The following is an 18,792-nucleotide window of genomic DNA, read 5'->3' as shown; positions in this document are numbered from 1 at the left end:
GGCGTGCCGCCCGGGCCCGGGCGGTCAGCCGAACTGCTGCTCCAGGTCCTTCAGTTTGCGCTCCAGCGAGTCCAGCCGGGGCAGCGTGACGGTGTCGTCCTCGGTGGTGAGGTCGACGGTGCGCCGCTCCGGACGGGTCGGCTGGCCCGGCTGGACGACCGCGTCCTCGGCCGGTGCGGTCGGGACCCGCTCCGCCCCGGCCCGCTCCGCCCCGGCCCGTTCCGCGACCACCCGTTCCGTTCCGGGAGGTGCCGCTCCGGCGCCCGTCGCGGGCTCCGGTCCGGAGGTCAGCTGCCGAGCCGCGCCGCCAGGCGCTGTGGGAGCGGTTGATCGCCCGGATCTCGGCCCGCTCCCGGCGCCCGGCCAGCTTGCGGCGCTGCTTCTCGACGGCCCGCTCCCGCTTCTCCTCGCGCACCTCCTCGACCGCCTCGTCCAGGCTGCGCACCCCCTCCAGCAGCATCAGCGACCAGGCCGCGTAGGTCTCGCGCGGGGCGCGCAGCCAGCGGACGACGCGGATCTGCGGCAGCGGACGCGGCACCAGGCCCTGCTCGCGCAGTGCGGCCCGGCGGGTCTGCTTCAGCGCCCGGTCGAACAGGATCGCCGCCGAGATCGACATGCCGGAGAAGAACTGCGGGGCGCCGGCGTGGGTCAGGCCGCGCGGGGGGTGCACCCAGTTGAACCAGGCCGAGGCGCCGGCGAAGAGCCAGACCAGCAGCCGGGAGCCGAACGCCGCGTCGCCGTGGCTGGCCTCGCGGACGGCGAGCACCGAGCAGAACATCGCGGCGCCGTCGAGTCCGAACGGGACGAGGTACTCCCAGCCGCCGGACAGGCCCAGGTTCTGCACCCCGAAGCCGACCAGGCCGTGGAAGGAGAGGGCGGCCGCGACGCCGGCGCAGCAGAACAGCAGGGTGTAGGACGCGCCGCCGTACAGGGATTCCTTGCGGCGGCGCCGTTCCTCGGAGCGCTCCCAGGAATCCGTGCCGGTGGTGGCGGGAGTGGATCCCCGGCTGCGGAGCAGGGCCACCAGGAGCGCGCTGACCAGCAGCCCCACGACCACGGTGATCGCCCATCCGAGCGGTATGTCGGACAATTTCATCGCCGGAATCGGCCTCGCTTTCCTGCGTCGCTCTCCTGCGTCCTGACGGCGGGGACCATCATGGCGGATGCTCGACGGGGGAACGGCTGATTCTCCGTCAATGCGCTGAGGAGAGGGATTTCTGACCCGGCTACCATCGCATTGTCATATGAATTTGATGTGGATTCTTCCCGCAATCCCAGGCTTTTCGGACCTGCCCTCGGACGGATATTCGTCAACGTCGCGTGACGCGCGGGCAGCCGGCGCACATCTCCCGCGGATCCGCGGTGTAGACGAGGCAGCAACTGGCCCGGGACCGCTCCGTGCCCGGAGCGCCGCCGTCCCCGGGTGCCGGGGGCGCGAAACCGGCGCCCGGGGTGAAGGGGGCCGGGGCCAGCGCGGGGCGGGCGCCCGTGCCGGGCGGGTGCGCGGGGTCGAGGGGCTCGCCGGGCGCCAGCAGCGCGGACAGTTCGGTGCGCGCCCGCTCCTGCTCCCCGAGCAGCCCGGCCGCGTACCAGAGCCCCTCCACCACCGCGTCGGTGGCCATCGCCCACAGCACCCGGGGCCCGCGCCGGGCCTCCGGGCCGAAGGCGGTGAGCACCGGGGCCAGGAAGGCCCCCAGCGCGGACCGCAGGGCGGCGGCCAGCGCCCGCTCGTCCGCCACCGTCCGGGCCTGCCCCGGGCCGATCGCCAAGCCGTCCGCCAAGCCGTCCGCCGACCCCGCCGCCGAGCCGACCGGCGGGCCGGCTGCCGACCCCGCCGCCGGGTCGTCCGGCAGACAGGCGAACCCCGCCGGGCGGACCGTCAGTTCGACCCCCTCCGGACGCCGGCGCAGCGCGACGTCCCCGAGGGCCGGCAGCGGGACCCGCCGCTCCAGGAACCACGGCAGCGTGAACAGCAGCGAGACCGGCCAGACGAAGCGGTGCAGCCCGAAGCCGGCCGCGACGTCCGGGCGCAGCGGCTGCCCGTAGCGGGCGAGGCCCTGCCGGGCGTCGTGGGCGATCAGCTCGCGCACCGCCTCGGGGCGGGTGGCGAGGTCGGCGGCGGGCAGCCAGCCGTCGCCGCGCCGGGGTGGGGCGCAGCGCACCGTGAGGACGGGGGTGAGCCCGGACAGCCGGTGGTACGAGGGGGCGCCCGGGGTGGTGGGGCCGGGGGTGCGCGCCGCGGTGGTGCGGGGGGCGCGCGGCCGGGGGCCGGGCCGGGCGCTGCTCACGGTCATGGGCAGCCCCATCGGGTCGACCGGGGCGCCCATGGTCCGCCCGGCGGGGCCCGGTGCAGCGGCGGCGCCGGACGCGGCCGGACCGGGGCATGGCGGTGCCCGGGGAACGGCAAGGCGACCTGGCCGAGGTACTGCTCTCCCCGGCCAGGTTAGCCTCACCTTAGCTGATGCCGCCCCCGGTCTCGCTCACGATGCGCCCGTCCGGGGGAGGCCCCGGCGTGCGGACGGCGCCCAGCTGCCGCGCGAGCCAGACCGGCACCCCGCCCAGGGCGGCCACCAGCCGGCTGGCCTCGGCCCGCAGTCGCGCGGCCTCGGGCGGCTCGGACACCTCGGCGAGCGCCGCGAGCGCCGGCGCCACTCCCACCGTGAAGCCGAGTTGCTCGCGCAGCCGCAGCGAGGCGTCGAACCCCTCCCGGGCGTTCCCGAGGTCTCCGCGGGAGAGCGCCAGCGCGCCCAGGTGCCGCCAGGTGTACGAGCGCAGCAGTTCGTCCCCGCGCTCGCCGGCGCCCTCGTGCGCCCGGCGGTAGGCGATCCAGGCGGCGCTGCGGTCGCGCAGCAGGTTCTCGGCGACCAGCCCGCGCCGGAAGTCCAGCAGCGGGCGGCCCGGGGCGTCCGGCGGCAGCAGGGCCGAGGTGCGGCCGAGCGCGGCCTGCGCCTCGTCCAGCCGGTCCCGCGGGCCGAGCACGCTCGCCACGTACGCGAGGAAGCCGCGGGCGCAGGCGGCGGCCGCGCGCTGCTCGGTGCCGGAGGCCAGCGCCTCCGCCAGACGTAGCGCCTGCTCCGCCTGGGTCCAGTTCGCGGCGGTGAACAGGCACTGTTCGATGAGGAGTTCGGCTCGTCCGAGGGCCGCGTCCGGGTCGTGCTCGGCGGCCGGTCGCAGCAGTTCGGCGGCCTCCTGCCAGCACCCCCGGGACCTCAGCCGCCACACGGTGTCACCCGGCTCCTCCGCTGCCGCCCTCCCCCGCCCGACCGGCCCGCTCGGGTCCCATCCGTGCTCCGACAACGCCACCTCCTTGTGTGCGCCATCCGGCAAGGGCGCGGACCTGCCCCTGGGGCCCTGCCGTCACGACCCGTGCGCATGACGACGGCAGGGCGAAAGGCCCGCGCTGTGGCGGCAATTCAACACGGGGGTGAGCTTGTGCACCAGATCACGAGCGAAGGTTGTTGCTTTTGGAAGAAGGATGATCTAGAGGAGGCGGAGCGGGGCGGTCCGGTGGGCCGCCCGGTGGGTCAGGACGTCCAGCCGGTCTCCATCAGGGCCTCGGCGGCGCCGTTCGCGGGCTGCGGCACGCCCGCCAGGTCCAGGCTGAACAGGGCGACCAGCAGCTGTTCGCCGCGCACGGTGGCCTGGTGCGAATAACCCGCGAGGGTGAACATCGCGGCGGCCGTCTCCTCGGCGTGCAGGGTCTGCAGCCACAGGCACTCGACCGACTTCACGTCGGCGGGCTCGGTCCAGGTGTCCACCTGGGCGACCATCCGGCTGCCCAGCAGGGTGACCCCGTCGCGCTCCTGGGCCTCGGTCAGCTCCAGGTCGTCGAAACCCAGCCACTCCAGGTAGCGGGCGGCGGTGAACACCGCGTCCTGGGAGGTGCGCACCGGGTGCGGGCGGAACGGCGCGCGGTGGCGGAACGGGCGGGAGCGGCCGGCCGAGGGCGGCGCGGGCGGGGCCGGGGCGGGCGCGCCCGCCGGGTGGGCCGGGTACGGGCGGGCGGCGTGCGGGCCGGGGGCGGCGAGCGGGGCGGCGGCGCCGGTGCCCAGCCGGGTGGTGCGGTCCACCGGCAGCCGGACGGTGGCGCCGCAGTTGCAGGTGAACTCGGGCTGCGGCCACTGGTCGGAGCGGCCGCAGTGCGGGCAGCGCATGCTCAGCCAGGAGTCCTCCCAGGAGCGGAAGCGGACCTGCACCGGCACCCCGCCGCGCAGCAGCGGCACCTTGAGCGAGGCCCCGCACGGGCAGGGCAGGGAGGGCGGTTCGTAGAGGTGCTCGCGGCGGCAGGCGGGGCAGCGGATCGCCCGGGCGCCACCGCCCGGCCCCGGCCGCGTGGGGTCGTGTCCGGTGAAGTCGTCGGGCAGTCCGGCCATCGCGGGCTCCGTCCGTCGGTGTCGGGTGGGTGGGACGTCTCCCATGCTCCCCGAAATGTCCGGCGCCGGACGCGGAATGGGGCAATCCTCAGGGACGGATCAGGGGATCCTGCCCGCTCTGGTAGGGGCGGAATCCTTCCCGAGGGGGATGCTCGGCCGGCCGCGCCGGGACGCTCAGCCGGCGGACCAGCGGGCCAGGTCGGCGGGGGTGTCGAGGTCGTCCGGGACGGCGACGTCGGCGCACTCGACCAGCACCAGCTCCGCCGCGTGCGCCGCCAGCAGGGCGCGGGCCCCGGCGTCGCCGCGGGCGCCCGCCGCCGCCTCGGCGAAGTGCCGGGCGCCGATCAGCACCGGGTGCCCGCGCCGCCCGCCGTAGGCCGCCGCGGCCAGTCCGGCGCCGGCCCGGTGGGCGGCCAGCAGCCGGGCCACCGCGGCCGGGGTGACGCCCGGGGTGTCCACCAGCATCACCAGCGCCGCCGAGACGTGCGGCGGCAGTGCGGCCAGGCCGACCCGCAGCGAGGAGCCCATGCCCTGCGCCCAGTCCGGATTGCCGACCAGCCGGCAGCCCGGCAGGTGCGCGGTGGCCCGCACCCGCCCGGCCTCCGCGCCCAGCACTACCGTGACGTCCGCGCAGCCGCCGGCCCGGACCACCGCCACCGCGTGCTCCACCAGCGGCCGCCCGCCGTACCGGAGCAGCGCCTTGGGCCGCCCGCCGAGGCGCCGCCCGCCCCCGGCGGCGAGCACCAGGGCGGCGACCGGGGCGGCGGCAGGGGTGGGCCCGGGGGCGGGTCCGGCGGGTGTCGGCGCGGTCTGCATGGGGACAGCGTGCCCGGTCGGGGCCGGGGCGCGCATGGTGGGAACCCGCAGTGCCGCCCCGTACGCGGGGGCCGTGCCCCGCCGGTCCGGCTGCTCCGGCGGTTCCGCCGTCGGGGCGGGCCCGGCCCGGCCGGGCCGGGGTCAACGGCGCGGGACCTGAGCGGGTGTGAGCTTCGACATGCTCCCGGGGCGCCGCGTGGCGTCGCCTTGACCTGCCCCAGGGCGGCTGATCTGCTGGTTCGCCGTCAACCCATCCTGATCCCGGGAGTCCTCCGTGCCCGCCCGCCGCACCACGCTGTCCGCCGCCACCGTGTTCCTGATATGCGCGCTCGCGCTGGTCGGCTGGCTGATCGGCGGCCGCGACCACCAGCCGAGCGACCCCCGACCCGGCGGCACCGCCGCCGCGGGCACCAGCCCGCTGCAGAACCCGGATGGCACCAAGCCCGGCCTGGCGCCGCTGACCACCCCCGAGGACCGGAAGGCCGGCCGGGACGTCATCGCCAGGGTCGCCACCGCCGCCGTCGGCACCAAGGACGGCTACGACCGCGACGAGTTCGGCCCCGCCTGGACGGACAACGTCGCGGGCGTCCCGTTCGGCGGCAACAAGTGCGACACCCGCAACGACCTGCTCGCCCGGGACGGCACCGCCGTCGAGCACAAGGACGGCTCGGCCTGCACGGTCACCGCGATGACCATCTGGGACCCGTACACCGGCAAGAGCGTCCAGTGGACCAAGCAGCAGGCCTCCAGGATCCAGATCGACCACGTGATGCCGCTCTCCTACGACTGGCAGATGGGCGCCGCCAAGTGGGACAAGGCCAAGCGCGTCCAGATCGCCAACGACCCGCTCAACCTGATCCCCGCCGACGGCTCGCAGAACGCCTCCAAGGGCGACTCCGGCCCGGCCGCCTGGCTCCCCGCCAACACCGAGATCCGCTGCGCGTACGCGGTGCGCTTCGCCCAGGTCTCGCTGAAGTACCAGCTTCCCGTCACCGAGGCCGACAAGAAGGCCATGCTCCAGCAGTGCGACGGCTGACGAACCGCCGACCTCCGGCGGAGTGCTGACGCCCGGCCGGGAAGGCGGGTGCGGTGTGCCCCGGTCCGGGGCCGGGTGGTATTCGTGGGCAGTGGCCCCGAAGACTCCCCGGCACCGCCGGTCGCCCAGGCACGCCGTGCCCGCCCTCGCCGCCGCGCTCGCCCTCGCGCTGGCGGGCGGCTGCACGGGCGCCGACCGACCGGCCGACCGACCGGCCGACCGGCCGCCGCTGGACGAGCGGGTCGCCGCCACCGCCGCCCCCGCCCTGCGCGCGCTCTACGACCAGCGGATCGACTGGCACCGCTGCCCCGGCGACGACGGCACCGATCCGGACCGGGCCGCGGTGCGCTGCGCCACCCTCAGGGTCCCGCTGGACTACGCCGACCCGGGCGGCCGCACCCTCGACGTGGCCCTCGCCATGGTGCCCGCCGCCGACCGGAAGCGGCGGCTCGGCGCCCTGCTGCTCAACCCCGGCGGCCCCGGAAACTCCGGTGTGGAGACGGTCCGTTGGGGATGGAAGGGCTACCAGGGGCCGCTGCACGACCGGTACGACCTGGTCGGCTTCGACCCGCGCGGCGCCGGCGACACCACTCCCGTCCACTGCCTGGACGACCGCACCCGCGACCAGTGGAACGCCACCGACGACCCGGCCCACGACCGCGCCCGGATCCTCGCCGAGGCCTGCCGCACCCGGCACGCCGAGCTGCTCGGGCACCTCGGCACCCGCGACACCGCCCGCGACCTCGACGTGCTGCGCGGCGCCCTCGGCGAACGCCGGCTGGACTTCCTCGGCTACTCCTACGGCACCCACCTCGGCGCCCGCTACGCCGAGGAGTTCCCCGAGCGCACCGGCCGGCTCGTCCTCGACGGCGCCGTCGACCACAGCGCCCCCGCTGCCCGGCTCGGCATCGAACAGGCCGCCGCCGCCGAGGCCGGACTCCGGGCCTTCGCCGCCGCCTGCGCCACCGAGGACGGGACGGCCTGCCCGCTCGGCGCCGACCCGGCCGCCGCCCCGCAGCGCCTCGCCCGCTTCCTCGACGGCCTGCGCGACCGCCCGCTGCGCACCGCCGGCGGCCGTACGCTCACCGCCGCGCTCGGCTGGGACGCCGCCCTGAACGTGCTCGCCGACGGCCACCGCTCCTGGCCCCGGCTGCGCGCGGCCCTCGACCCGGCCGTCACCCGGGGTGCGGCCGACGGCCTGCTCGCCCTCGCCGACGGCGCCGCCGGCCGCGGCGAGGACGGCCGCTACCGGACCGCGGCCGACGCGTACGCCGCCATCTCCTGCGCCGACGGCCCGCCGCCGCCCACCGAGGCGGAGCTGCGCCCGGCCCTCGCCGAACTCGCTGCCCGCGCCCCGCTGACCAGCGGACACGACCCGGTCGGCACCCTGCTCGACCCGGACTGCCGCCCCTGGCCGTTCCGCACCCCCGAACCGCCGCGGCCCGTCCGGGCGCCGGGCAGCGCGCCGCTCCTGGTGATCGGCTCCACCGGCGACCCGGTCACCCCGTACGCCTGGGCGCAGCGGCTCGCCGGCGGGCTGGAGCACGGCGTGCTGCTCACCCGGGACGGCGACGGGCACACCGGGTTCGACAAGAGCGGCTGCGTCCGGGACGCGGTGATCGCCTACCTGGTGGACGACCGGCTGCCGGCGGCGGGCACCCACTGCCCGTCCGACTGATCGGGCCGGGGGCGCGGAAGGGGGCGTGTCGCGCGAACGCGGCACGCCCCCTCGGGGGTGCGGGCTCAGGAGGTGGGGGCGGTCAGGTCGTAGAACGGGGTCGAGCCGATGGTCTTCGCGGTGAAGTGGGCGGTCACCCAGGACTCGATCTGCGCGGACTCGTTCTGCTGCCCGGCCGCGCCGCCGCCCGCGCTGCCGCCGAAGCCGCGTCGGGAGCCGCCCGCGCCGATGAACCAGTGCACCTTGCCCTCCCGGACGTACTTCTGGAAGCCGGCCAGGGTCAGTGAGGGGTCGGTGCCGTTGAAGCCGCCGAGGGCCATCACCGGTTCGCCGGTGGCGAGTTGGTAGCCGGCGGCGGTCTGGGAGCCGATCGCGGCGGCCGCCCAGGTGTAGCGGTCGGCGTTCTCCTTGAGCAGGGCGGCGACCTCGTCGGTCACCTTGGGGCCGTCGAGCAGACCGCCCATGCCACCGGGGGGCGGGCCGCCGGCCGTCCCGCCGCCGGAACCGCCGGCCGTGCCGCCGCCCGGGAAGCCTTGCCGGCCGTCCCGGCCGCCCTGGCCCGCCGGACCGCCCTGGCCGCCCGGGCCGAACCAGCGGCCGTTGCCACTGCCGTCGCCGCCCGGGAAGCCCTTGGCGCCGTTGCCGCCCTTGCGCCCCGCGCCGCCCGGCCCGAACGCGCCGGCCACGCCCGGCCCGGCGGTCACGATCGAGCCGGTGTGCGGGGTGTTCACGGTGTCCACCGCGTACGCCGCCGGGCCGCCGAGCGCCGCCGCCAGGCCCAGCAGGCCCGCCGCCGAGGCGATCCGCGCGCCGGTCCGGCCGGAGAGCCGCCCGGCCGCGGCCCCGGCAGAGCCGGTGGCGGAGGGCCCGGCGTCCGAAGGCCCGCCGACGGACGGCCCGGTGACCGACGACCCGGCGAGCAGCGGCCCGGCGGCCAGCGCGGCCGCCGCCACCAGCCCGCCGACCAGCACCGCCCAGCGCAGCCACGGCAGGAAGTCCGGGCTGCGGCCGAGCAGCACGAACGCCCACACCGCCGTCACCGCGAGCGTCCCGGCCAGCACCAGCGCCCACGGCAGCCGGTGCCGGGCCCGCCACAGCCCGTCCACACCCATGCCGACCAGCGCCGCGACGGCCGGGGCCAGGGCCACCGTGTAGTACTGGTGGAAGATCCCGGACATGAAGCTGAAGACCAGCGCGGTGGAGAGCAGCCAGCCGCCCCAGAGCAGGAACGCCGCGCGGGCGGTGTCGGTGCGGGCGTGGCGGCGGGTCGCCCAGAGGCCGACCAGCAGCAGGATCAGCGCGGCCGGCAGCAGCCAGGCGATCTGCCCGCCGATGTCGGTGCCGAACATCCGGGTCAGTCCGGTCTCCCCCCAGCCGCGCCCGCCGCCGGGCGCCCCGCCGGGCACCGCGCCGTTCGGCAGGTCGAGCCCGCCCGGCAGGTCGAGCCCGCCCGGCATCCGGCCGCCGCCGCCCACGCTGCCGGTCTCGTCACCGTTGAGCCGGCCGAGGCCGTTGTAGCCGAAGGTGAGCGAGAGGAAGCTGTCGTCCTGCGAGCCGCCGACGTACGGGCGGGCCGAGGCGGGCAGCAGCTCGACGACCGCCACCCACCAGCCGCCGGCCAGCACCATGGCCGCGCCCGCGAGCAGCAGCTGCCGCACCCGCCGCCACCGGTCGGTGGGCGCGACGGCCAGGTAGACCACCGCGAAGGCGGGCAGCACCAGGAAGGCCTGCAGGGTCTTGGTGAGGAAGGCGAGGCCGAACATCACCCCGGTGAACACCAGCCACCGGGTGCCCGCCGCCTCGACCGCCCGCACCAGCCCGTACGCGGCCAGTGTCAGCAGCAGCACCAGCAGCGCGTCCGGGTTGTTGAAGCGGAACATCAGCGCCGCGACCGGGGTGAGCGCCAGCGCGGCGCCCGCCAACAGGCCGCCGAGCGGGGAGAACCGGCGACGCACCGTCGCGTACAGCACGCCGACGGTGGCCGTGCCCATCAGCACCTCCGGGACCAGCACCGACCAGGAGGAGAGGCCGAAGACCCGCGCCGAGAGCGCCATCGGCCACAGCGCGGCCGGGGGTTTGTCGACGGTGATGAAGTTCGCGGCGTCCGAGGAGCCGAAGAAGAACGCCTTCCAGTTCTGGGAGCCGGCCTGGACGGCGGCCGAGTAGAAGGAGTTGGCCCAGCCGGAGGCGCTCAGGCCCCACAGGTAGAGGAGGGTGGTCGCGGCCAGCAGCGCCAGCAGGGCCGGGCGCACCCAGCGCGGGTCGTCCGCGCGACCGCGCCAGGCGCGGGCCGGGAGGGTGCGCAGCCGGCCGGACCAGGAGGCCGGGCCCTCGGGGCCGGCGGGCGGCGGGGGCTGCTCGGGGAAGAGCGGTGCCGGGTCCGGCCGGGCCGGACCCGGCCGCGGCACCTCCGGCGGCGGGTGGTTCGCGGCCTCGGGCCACGGTTCGCCGGCCGGAGGGGAGTAGCTGCTCGTGGTCATGCGCCATACGGTCGGTGGCGCTACTGAGAGAACGGTGAGACGGACCTGTGAGGCGGGTGTGATCTGCCGGACGTCACGCGGACGGCGGCATGGTGATCTGTCGGCCGAGCCACTCCAGGGCCGGCGGGATCTCCCGGGTCCAGGTGTGGAAGTTGTGGCCGGCGGTGTCCAGGGTGATGGTGGACATCTTGGTGGGGGCCTTGAAGGCGGCGACCATGGCCTTGGTCTCGTCGTAGTTGTTCTCGTCGTACGCGGTGGTCAGCAGCAGCGAGACCGGGGCCGGGGGCTGGTTCTTCAGCCGCCACAGCAGGTCGTTCTCCTGCTTCAGCTGGGCGCTGCCGCCGAACAGGTCGCCGGTGGTCGGGTCGTGGGCGGCGCTGTAGTAGCCGGAGAGCGCGACGGCCGCGCGGTAGGAGTCGGGCTTGCGCAGCGCGAACTTGAGCGCGCAGTAGCCGCCGGTGGAGTTGCCGATCACCGCCCGGTTGGCCGGGTCGGTGCCGATCCGGTAGGTGGTGGCGAGGGCCTTGGGCAGGTCGGAGGTGAAGAAGGTCTCCACCTGGGGGCCGTTCGGCACGTCCACGCACTCGGTGTCCCGGTCGCCGACCAGGGTGGGGCGGGTCATCACCAGGACGGTCGGCGGCAGCTTCTTCTGCTCGATCGCGCTCAGCGTGGACGCCGGGTACTGCATCAGCGAGATCAGCTTCTCCGGGGTGCCCGGGTAGCCGGTGAGCACCAGGGCCATCGGGAAGCGCTGCTTGGCGTAGTCCGGCTGGAAGTACTGCGGCGGCAGGTAGACGTACGCCTCGGTGGTCAGACCGCTGCCGGCTCCCCTGACGTCGACCTTCTGGATCAGGCCGGAGCGCTCCGGGTCCGAGCCCTGGGAGGAGTAGAACTTCTCCTCCCCGGTGACGGCCACCCCGGAGGCGTTGGGCTGGTGGTCGACCACCGTGCCGAGGCCGCCGCTGGTGCCGAGCAGGTCGGTCCACGAGCTGTAGAAGCCGAAGTAGCTGTTGGCGATCAGGCCCATCGCGGCGAGCACCGACACCTGGGTCGCCAGGAACGCGCCGATCCGGCCCAGCCAGGCCTTCCAGCCCCTCCCGCCGAACCGCGGCCAGAGCCACATGGTGGCGGCGAAGACGGCGATCGCGAGGACCGAGGCGATGATCTGGAGCGGGAGTCCGGTGAGACTGAGCACGGGCCCGATCGTAGTTGACCACCTGGGAGCTCCCTGGACGGGCCCGTCCGATGATCCGCTGATCGCCTCGGTGGGGCCGGCCTGGACGGTATGAAGGCCACCCGGCCGACTGCGGGCACCGCCCCCGAGCCGTAACCCGGCGGGGTGACGGCCGGGAATCGGGTTGACGCTGTGGTGCGGGCTCGGGACCATGTGTGCCCGTGCGGCTGCGCGGTGTGCGCGCAGGGCGGGTTCCCGGGGGTGGGGCATGAGGTTCGTGAGGTCCGAGCGGTTCGTGGGGAAGGCCGGTGTGGCCGTGGGCGCGGCGCTGGTGCTGGCGGCCTGTTCCGGTGGCGGGGGCGGTGGTTCGGCGGGCGGCTCGGCCGCGTCGGGGCCGGCGGGGGCGGCGGGTTCGTCGGCCGCCGCGAAGCCGACCGCGACGCCGACGCCGACGCCCACCCGGGTGCCGTACGGCCCGGTGCTCAGCGCGAGCGTCGACCCGGTCACCACCGCGCTCGCCCAGGTGGCCGGCGCCAAGAGCGTGGCCGACCTCGACACCGTGCTCGGCGGCATCGTCACCAGCGCCCAGGGCGCCGCCAAGTCGCTGGGCAGGGCGGACGAGCCGCCCGCGGCCACGGCGGCGCAGACCGAGCTGGTGGCGGCGATGTCCTCGCTCGCCACCGACGCGGGCAAGGTCCGCAGTGACATCACGTCCCACAAGGTCTGCGCCCTGAGCTCGGCCGAGGCCGAACTGGGCAGCTCCCAGGGCCTGGCGGCGGTGTCGGCGGCGCTCACCAAGATGACCGCGGCCGGCTACCAGACCACCTTCGCCGTCCCGCCGCTGCCCCAGCAGCAGTCCCGCTCGCTGGACAACGGCACCATGGTCCGCAAGGGGAAGCTGCGCGGCGAGGGCGTGTTCAAGGTCGAGAACGGCGGCCGGACGGACGCGGTGGTCTCGCTCGCGCTGAACGGCAAGGCCGTGCACTCGGTGTTCGTGGGCAAGGGCCAGAACGCCGACGTCGAGGGCGTGGAGGACGGGACGTACGAGGTCTTCGTCTCCGGGGGCGCGGACTGGGACTCCGACGCCAAGGCCTTCACCCAGAACTGCCACTTCACCAAGTTCGAGGACACCTTCCCGTTCGAGACCGGGCGGACCGCGACCTCCTGGGAGATCACCCTCCAGCCGGTGGCCGACGGCAACGCCAAGACCAGCGACGTGGACCCGAACGCCTTCCCGCAGCCGTAGCCGCAGCCGCAGCCGCGGCCGTCGCGGTTGCTGTGGCTGGAGCCCCGTCCCGCTCCCCGGCGCCGGCCCGTAACGGGCATACCGGGACGGGTCGTTGCCGTCGGATGGCACGCCCCGTCCCGGACAGTGCGAGTTCGGTCAGAGTGGTTGACCGCTTTGAAGTGACCATGGCACTTTCGTGCGGCGTGGGCGTCGACGACCAGTCGTACACCCCGCGATCCCCCACAAGGAGAGCCATGTTCAAGAGACTTGTCGCGGTGGCCGGTACGAGTGCCGTCGTCGCGGGCGGCCTGGCCTTCGCGGCCGCCCCCGCGCAGGCCGTCCAGGCGGCCGACCTGACGTCCACCATCGCCCTGAGCAACTGCTCGGCCTCGCTGGTCCGTTACCCCACCTCGGTGGCCGGCGACCGGGCGATGATGCTCACCAACGGACACTGCCTGCCGACCATGCCCGCGGCCGGGCAGGTCATCCAGAACACCACGGCCAGCCGCAGCGGCACCCTGCTCAACGCCTCCGGCGGCAGCCTGGGCACCGTCCAGGCCGACAAGCTGCTCTACGCGACCATGACCGGCACCGACGTCGCGCTCTACCAACTCACCGACACCTACGGGTCGATCAGCTCCAAGTACGGCGCCGCCGCGCTGACCATCAGCGACACCCACCCGACCGACGGCGCGTCGATGTACATACCCTCGTCGTACTGGAAGCAGGTCTGGAACTGCTCGGTCAACGGCTTCGTGCCGACCCTGCGCGAGGACGAGTGGACCTGGCACGACTCGCTGCGCTACAGCTCCGGCTGCAACACCACGCACGGCACCTCCGGCTCGCCGATCGTCGACTCCGCCAGCGGGCGGATCATCGGCATCAACAACACCGGCAACGACGACGGCGCCATGTGCACCCTCAACAACCCGTGCGAGGTGGCCGCCGACGGCACCACCAAGGCCTACAAGGGCCAGAGCTACGGCGAGCAGACGTACTGGTTCACCACCTGCCTGAACTCCAGCCGGGTCATCGACCTCAACGTCTCCGGCTGCCTGCTCACCAAGCCGGCCGGCAGCGGCGCCGTGTCGGTGACCAACCCGGGCAACCAGTCCACCGCCGTCGGCGGCGCGGTCAACCTCCAGATCAACGCCTCCGGCGGCACCGCCCCGCTGTCCTACGCCGCGACCGGCCTGCCCGCCGGCCTGTCGATCAACTCCTCCACCGGCGTGATCACCGGCACCGCCTCCACCGCGGGCAGCGCCACCGTGACCGTCACCGTGACGGACGCCGCGGGCAAGTCGGCCTCGACCTCCTTCACCTGGGCGGTGACCGGCGGCGGTGGCGGCACCTGCACGCCGGCCCAGCTGCTGGGCAACGCGGGCTTCGAGTCGGGCACGGCGACCCCGTGGACGGCGTCGAGCGGCGTGGTGGACAACAGCTCCTCGCAGGCTGCCCACGGCGGTTCCTGGAAGGCGTGGCTGAACGGCTACGGCTCCACCCACTCGGACTCGCTGTCGCAGACCGTGAGCATCCCGGCGGGCTGCAAGGCGACGCTGAGCTTCTGGCTGCACATCGACACCGCCGAGTCGGGCAGCACCGCGTACGACAAGCTGACCGTGACGGTCAACGGCACCGCGCTGAAGACCTACTCCAACGCGGACGCCGCGGCCGGCTACCAGCAGCGCACCTTCGACCTGTCGGCCTACGCGGGCCAGACGGTCACCGTGAAGTTCGCCGGGACCGAGGACGCCTCGCTCCAGACCAGCTTCCTGATCGACGACACCGCCGTCCAGACCAGCTGAACCGGTAGCGTCCCGAAGGCCCGGCGGCCGTAACCGCCGGGCCTTTCCGGTTCTGCCGCCGCCGACTCCCGTACACCGTCCGGAAGTCGGCGGAACGGGCCGGGGCCGCCCTATGCTGGGCGGATGATCAAGCCGATTGAGCTGGTGATATTCGACTGCGACGGCGTCCTGGTGGACAGCGAGGTGATCGCCGTCCGGGTGCTGGTGCGGCTGGGGGAGGAGTACGGCTGGCCGTTGACCGCCGCGGAGGCGATCGAGCGGTTCGTCGGGCGGTCCGAGGCGGTGAACCGGGCGACGGTCGCCGAGCGGCTGGGCGGGGACACGGCGGCGGTGTGGAGCAAGCGCTTCGTCGAGCTGCACGCCGAGGAGGTCGACGCCGGGCTGACCCCCGTGAACGGCCTGCCGGAGGCGCTGGCGGCGATCACCCTGCCCACCTGCGTGGCCTCCAGCGGCACGCACGAGAAGATGCGCCACACCCTGGGCCGGACCGGCCTGTACGACCGCTTTGCCGGGCGGATCTTCAGCGCCACCGAGGTCGAGCGCGGCAAGCCCGCACCCGACCTCTTCCTGCACGCCGCGCGCTCGATGGGCGTCGACCCGGCCGCCTGCGTGGTCGTCGAGGACAGCCGGCCCGGCGTCGAGGCCGCCCGCGCCGCCGGGATGCGCGCGCTCGGCTACGCGGGCGGCGTCACGGCGGCGGAGCGGCTGGCCGGGCCGGGCACGGTGGTCTTCGACGACATGCGGGCCCTGCCCGGGCTGATCGCCGCCGGCGCGGTTCACCAGGGGTAGGTGCCGCCCTCCGGGTGGAAGAACGACCCGCTCGCCCCGGCCGCCGCCTCGCCGAGCTGCCGGGCGATGCGGCGGCCGCCCTCCTCGGCACTGGCGGGACCGCTGTGCTCGTTGAGGTCGGTCGCGCAGTAGCCCGGCTCCAGCGCGCTGACCTTGATGCCGGAGTCGCGCAGCACCCGGGCGTACACCAGGGTGACGGCGTTGAGCGCGGCCTTGGAGGAGTTGTAGGCGAGCAGCGCCGCGTGCTCCCACATCGGGTCCTGCGGGTCGCCCAGGAAGGAGAAGCTGCCGAGGCGGCTGGAGACGTTGCCGATCAGCCCGGCCGGCGACCTGCGCAGCAGCGGCAGCATCGCGTTGGTGACGGTGACGACGCCGAACACGTTGGTCTCGTACGTCTCGCGCACGGCCTCGACGGGCAGCTCCTCCGGCGCCCGCTGCCAGTCCCGGGCCACGCCCGCGTTGTTGACCAGCGTGTCCAGCCGGCCGTACTCGGCGTCGATCAGCTCGGCCGCGGCGGCGGCGGTCGCCGGGTCGGTCACGTCCAGGCGGACGAAGCGGGCGTCGAGGCCCCGGGCGGTGAGTGCGGCGGCGGCCGCCGTGCCGCGCTCCGGGTCACGGGCGCCGATCAGCACGGTGTGCCCGGCGCGGGCGAGCTCCCCGGCGGTGGCGAGGCCGATGCCCTTGTTGGCGCCGGTGATCAGGGCGATGCGGTGCTGCGCTGAAGTGGTCATGGCCCCACCCTGGCCGGGTGCGGCGGGGGCCGGGAGAGCCCTGTCGAGGGTGGTACCGGCGGTCCCATGGTGGCGGGGGCCGGTGTCGGGGCAGACTGGCGGCGTGGAACACGTCGACCGGGCGGAGCTGGCCGCCTTCCTGCGGCGCTGGCGCGCCCGCGTCCAGCCGGCCGACGTCGGCCTGCCGGCCGGCGGGCGGCGGCGCACTCCCGGCCTGCGCCGCCAGGAGGTCGCGCAGCTCGCGGGCATGTCAGTGGAGTACTACATCCGCCTCGAACAGGGCCGGGGGCCGCGGCCGTCCCGGCAGATGATCGGGGCGATCGGCCGGGCGCTGCGGCTGTCCGACGACGAACGCGCCCACCTGCACCACCTGGTGGGCGAGTCGCCGCTGCCGCCGCCCGGACCGGTCCGGGACGTGCGGCCCGGCATCCTGCACCTGCTCGACCGCCTGGACGACACCCCGGCCATGGTCTGCAGCGCCACCCGCGAGGTGCTCGCCTGGAACGCCATGGCGGCCGCGCTGCTCGGCGACTTCTCCGCCCTGCCGCCGGCCGACCGCAACCTGGTCTGGCGGTTCTTCACCGACCCGGTGGCCCGCGCCCTGCACGATCCCGAAGGCGCCGCGGCCTTCGCCTGCGGGGCGGTCGCCGACCTGCGCTCCGCCACCGCCCGCTACCCCGCCGACAGCGGGCTGCGCGCCCTGGTCGACCGGCTGCTCGCGCACAGTGCCGAGTTCCGGGAGCTGTGGGCACGGCAGGACGTCGAGGTCCACCGTTCGACGAGGAAGCGGATCATCCACCCGGTGGTCGGCCCGCTCGACCTCGACTGCGAGGCGCTGCACGACCCGCACCGGGACCAGTGGACGATCTTCTACACCGCGGCTCCCGGGACGCCCTCGCACTCGGCGCTGCGGCTGCTGAAGGTGGTGGGCGGTCAGGACCTCGCGGTCCGGGGCTGACCGGCGGTGCCTGCCCGGACGGGCGTGGCGGCGGGCGTGGGGCCGTCCGCCAGGGGCGCCCCGCCGGGCGGCGGGCGCAGGGTGGCGGTGGCGATGTCCAGGAAGGCCGCCACCGGGCCCGGGCGGTCGCCCTCCGGCACCGCCAGGCAGATCCCGACCGGCAGCGAGTCGGTGACCGGCAGGTAGACCAGGCCGGGGCGGGAGTACGAGCCCGCGACGCTCACCGGGACCAGCGCGATGCCCTGCCCGGAGGCGATCAGCTCGAACTTCTCGTCCAGCGAGGAGGTCCGACGCGTCCGGGCGTCGAGGACCGGCTCGCCGTCGAGGTCGGCCGTGGTGAGGGCGGTGCGGCCGGCCAGCGGGTGGGTGACGGGCAGGCAGGCGACCTTGGCCTCCTGTCCGACCGGGACGGTGCGCAGCCCGGTGTCGTCGAACGGCCGGCGCAGCAGCCCGAGGTGCGCGCGGCCGTCGCGCAGCGGGGCGTCCTGCTCCCACCAGCGCAGCGGCAGGACGTCCACCGCGACCTGCGGGTGGCGCGCGGTGAACGCCCGGATCGCCTCCGAGACGTGCAGGCCGGGGGAGAAGGCGACCACCAGCCGCTGCTCGCCGCGCGCGGCCTCCCGGACGCGGCGCAGGGCGGTGCCGACCACCGTGCCGATCAGCGCCGCCTCCTGGTACAACTGCCGCCCGGCCTCGGTCAGTTCGACGGTGCGGGTGGTCCGGGTGAACAGTCGGCAGCCCAACTCCCGCTCGAACGAACGGATCTGCCGGCTGAGCACCGGCTGGGTGATGAACAGCTCCTGCGCCGCCCGGCCGAACTGCCGGTGTTCGGCCACCGCGACGAAGTAGCGGAGCTTGCGCAGGTCCAGATCCATGCCCGCACGGTATCAACGCGTCCGGAAGGGCATTGGACGCCCGCTCCCGGCGCTCCGAGACTCGACCCATGACCCACACCACCGACCGCACCGACCGCACCGACCGCACCGACCGCACCGACCGCGCCGACGCCGGCCGCACCGGGACCGCCCTCGTCATCGGCGCCTCGCGCACCCTGGGCCTGGGGATCGCCGCCGAGTACCTCCGCCTCGGCTGGGACGTCATCGGCACCGTGCGGGGCGCCGAACGCACCGGCCTGCACGAGCTCGCGGAGACCGCCGGCGGACGGCTGACCGTGGAGTCCCTGGAGATGACCGACCCGGAGCAGACTGCGGCCCTGCGCGAGCGGCTGGCCGGGCGCACCCTGGACCTGCTCTTCGTCAACGCCGCCGTCACCCGCGGTGACCTGCCGATCGGCGAGGTGCCGACGGAGATGTTCACCGAGGTCATGGTGACCAACGCGCTCAGCCCGATGCGGGTCGTGGAGTCCCTGGGCCCGCTGGTCGCGCCGGCCGGGACCATCGGTGTGATGTCCTCCGACCAGGGGAGCGTCTCCCTCAACACCGAGGGCGGGCAGGACCTGTACCGGGCGAGCAAGTCCGCGCTGAACCAGCTGATGCGCTGCTACGCCGTCCGCCAGGCCGGCAGCGCGCGGTCCCTGCTGCTGATGGACCCGGGCTGGGTGCGCACCGAACTCGGCGGGCCCGACGCCGAACTCAGCGTGGAGCAGAGCGTCCCCGGGGTGGTGGCGACGATCGAGCGCCACCGCGGCCGGCCCGGCCTGCGGTTCCTGGACCACGAGGGGAACGCGGTGCCCTGGTAGCGGTCGCTCCGGTGGCCAAGGTGCC

The 18,792-nt window shown here is 75.3% G+C and carries 14 protein-coding genes and 3 pseudogenes; 8 read left to right on the top strand and 9 right to left on the bottom strand.

The window, feature by feature from the left end:
- Positions 1-24: 24 nt before the first annotated feature.
- From ACZ5GH_RS08490 to ACZ5GH_RS08470, 5 genes and pseudogenes are all read right to left on the bottom strand, one after another.
- A pseudogene (locus ACZ5GH_RS08490) lies at positions 25-1,096 on the bottom strand (DUF2637 domain-containing protein).
- A 214-nt stretch (positions 1,097-1,310) separates the two neighbouring features.
- Positions 1,311-2,294: a (2Fe-2S)-binding protein gene (locus tag ACZ5GH_RS08485; protein WP_464333846.1), complete on the bottom strand. Its 984-nt coding sequence runs from the start codon at positions 2,292-2,294 to the stop codon at positions 1,311-1,313.
- Positions 2,295-2,454: 160 nt separating this feature from the next.
- The gene (locus tag ACZ5GH_RS08480; protein WP_387758102.1) at positions 2,455-3,297 is read right to left on the bottom strand and encodes a hypothetical protein; all 843 of its coding nucleotides are present in this window, start codon (positions 3,295-3,297) and stop codon (positions 2,455-2,457) included.
- A gap of 227 nt (positions 3,298-3,524) precedes the next feature.
- Complete coding sequence (locus tag ACZ5GH_RS08475) at positions 3,525-4,373, bottom strand: hypothetical protein (RefSeq protein ID WP_387758104.1); 849 nt, start codon at positions 4,371-4,373, stop codon at positions 3,525-3,527.
- A 174-nt stretch (positions 4,374-4,547) separates the two neighbouring features.
- Complete coding sequence (locus ACZ5GH_RS08470) at positions 4,548-5,189, bottom strand: nucleotidyltransferase family protein (protein WP_464333845.1); 642 nt, start codon at positions 5,187-5,189, stop codon at positions 4,548-4,550.
- Positions 5,190-5,463: 274 nt separating this feature from the next.
- Between ACZ5GH_RS08470 and ACZ5GH_RS08465 the strand changes: the two genes are divergently transcribed.
- Together ACZ5GH_RS08465 and ACZ5GH_RS08460 are read left to right on the top strand one after the other, a co-directional pair.
- Positions 5,464-6,225, top strand: coding sequence for an HNH endonuclease family protein (locus ACZ5GH_RS08465; RefSeq protein WP_387758108.1), 762 nt, complete (start codon positions 5,464-5,466; stop codon positions 6,223-6,225).
- 91 nt (positions 6,226-6,316) lie between these two features.
- On the top strand, positions 6,317-7,903 hold the full coding sequence (locus tag ACZ5GH_RS08460) for an alpha/beta hydrolase (RefSeq protein ID WP_464333844.1): 1,587 nt from the start codon (positions 6,317-6,319) through the stop codon (positions 7,901-7,903).
- Between the two features lie 65 nt (positions 7,904-7,968).
- On the opposite strand, the gene ACZ5GH_RS08455 is transcribed toward ACZ5GH_RS08460, so the two are convergent.
- Together ACZ5GH_RS08455 and ACZ5GH_RS08450 are read right to left on the bottom strand one after the other, a co-directional pair.
- A complete protein-coding gene (locus ACZ5GH_RS08455; protein ID WP_387758112.1) occupies positions 7,969-10,383 on the bottom strand; it encodes a glycosyltransferase family 39 protein in 2,415 nt (804 codons plus the stop codon).
- A gap of 73 nt (positions 10,384-10,456) precedes the next feature.
- Positions 10,457-11,578, bottom strand: a complete 1,122-nt coding sequence (locus tag ACZ5GH_RS08450; protein ID WP_387758114.1) for an alpha/beta hydrolase — start codon at positions 11,576-11,578, stop codon at positions 10,457-10,459.
- Between the two features lie 247 nt (positions 11,579-11,825).
- Between ACZ5GH_RS08450 and ACZ5GH_RS08445 the strand changes: the two genes are divergently transcribed.
- The 4 genes and pseudogenes from ACZ5GH_RS08445 to ACZ5GH_RS08430 all read left to right on the top strand — a co-directional run bounded on the left by ACZ5GH_RS08445 (position 11,826) and on the right by ACZ5GH_RS08430 (position 15,379).
- Positions 11,826-12,803 carry a hypothetical protein gene (locus ACZ5GH_RS08445; protein WP_387758115.1) on the top strand — a complete coding sequence of 326 codons (978 nt, stop codon included), beginning with the start codon at positions 11,826-11,828 and terminating at the stop codon, positions 12,801-12,803.
- Between the two features lie 104 nt (positions 12,804-12,907).
- Positions 12,908-13,657, top strand: a pseudogene (locus tag ACZ5GH_RS08440) (trypsin-like peptidase domain-containing protein); the annotation flags it as partial.
- Positions 13,658-13,870: 213 nt separating this feature from the next.
- Positions 13,871-14,590: pseudogene (locus tag ACZ5GH_RS08435) on the top strand (Ig domain-containing protein); the annotation flags it as partial.
- 123 nt (positions 14,591-14,713) lie between these two features.
- On the top strand, positions 14,714-15,379 hold the full coding sequence (locus ACZ5GH_RS08430) for an HAD family hydrolase (RefSeq protein WP_387758116.1): 666 nt from the start codon (positions 14,714-14,716) through the stop codon (positions 15,377-15,379).
- Here ACZ5GH_RS08430 and ACZ5GH_RS08425 read toward each other — a convergent pair.
- Positions 15,367-16,110: an SDR family NAD(P)-dependent oxidoreductase gene (locus ACZ5GH_RS08425; RefSeq protein ID WP_387758118.1), complete on the bottom strand. Its 744-nt coding sequence runs from the start codon at positions 16,108-16,110 to the stop codon at positions 15,367-15,369. The genes ACZ5GH_RS08430 and ACZ5GH_RS08425 overlap by 13 nt on opposite strands.
- A gap of 103 nt (positions 16,111-16,213) precedes the next feature.
- Here ACZ5GH_RS08425 and ACZ5GH_RS08420 point away from each other — a divergent pair, with 103 nt between their 5' ends.
- Positions 16,214-17,068, top strand: a complete 855-nt coding sequence (locus tag ACZ5GH_RS08420) for a helix-turn-helix transcriptional regulator (RefSeq protein ID WP_464333843.1) — start codon at positions 16,214-16,216, stop codon at positions 17,066-17,068.
- Here ACZ5GH_RS08420 and ACZ5GH_RS08415 read toward each other — a convergent pair.
- Positions 17,044-17,943, bottom strand: a complete 900-nt coding sequence (locus ACZ5GH_RS08415; protein WP_387758121.1) for a LysR family transcriptional regulator — start codon at positions 17,941-17,943, stop codon at positions 17,044-17,046. The genes ACZ5GH_RS08420 and ACZ5GH_RS08415 overlap by 25 nt on opposite strands.
- 68 nt (positions 17,944-18,011) lie before the next feature.
- Here ACZ5GH_RS08415 and ACZ5GH_RS08410 point away from each other — a divergent pair, with 68 nt between their 5' ends.
- Positions 18,012-18,767: an SDR family NAD(P)-dependent oxidoreductase gene (locus ACZ5GH_RS08410; protein WP_464333842.1), complete on the top strand. Its 756-nt coding sequence runs from the start codon at positions 18,012-18,014 to the stop codon at positions 18,765-18,767.
- The last annotated feature ends 25 nt before the right edge of the window (positions 18,768-18,792 follow it).

The sequence above is a fragment of the Kitasatospora sp. Xyl93 genome (assembly GCF_055383135.1).
The sequence above is the reverse complement of the archived record's forward strand: the minus strand, read 5'-3'. Positions and strand labels throughout refer to the sequence as shown.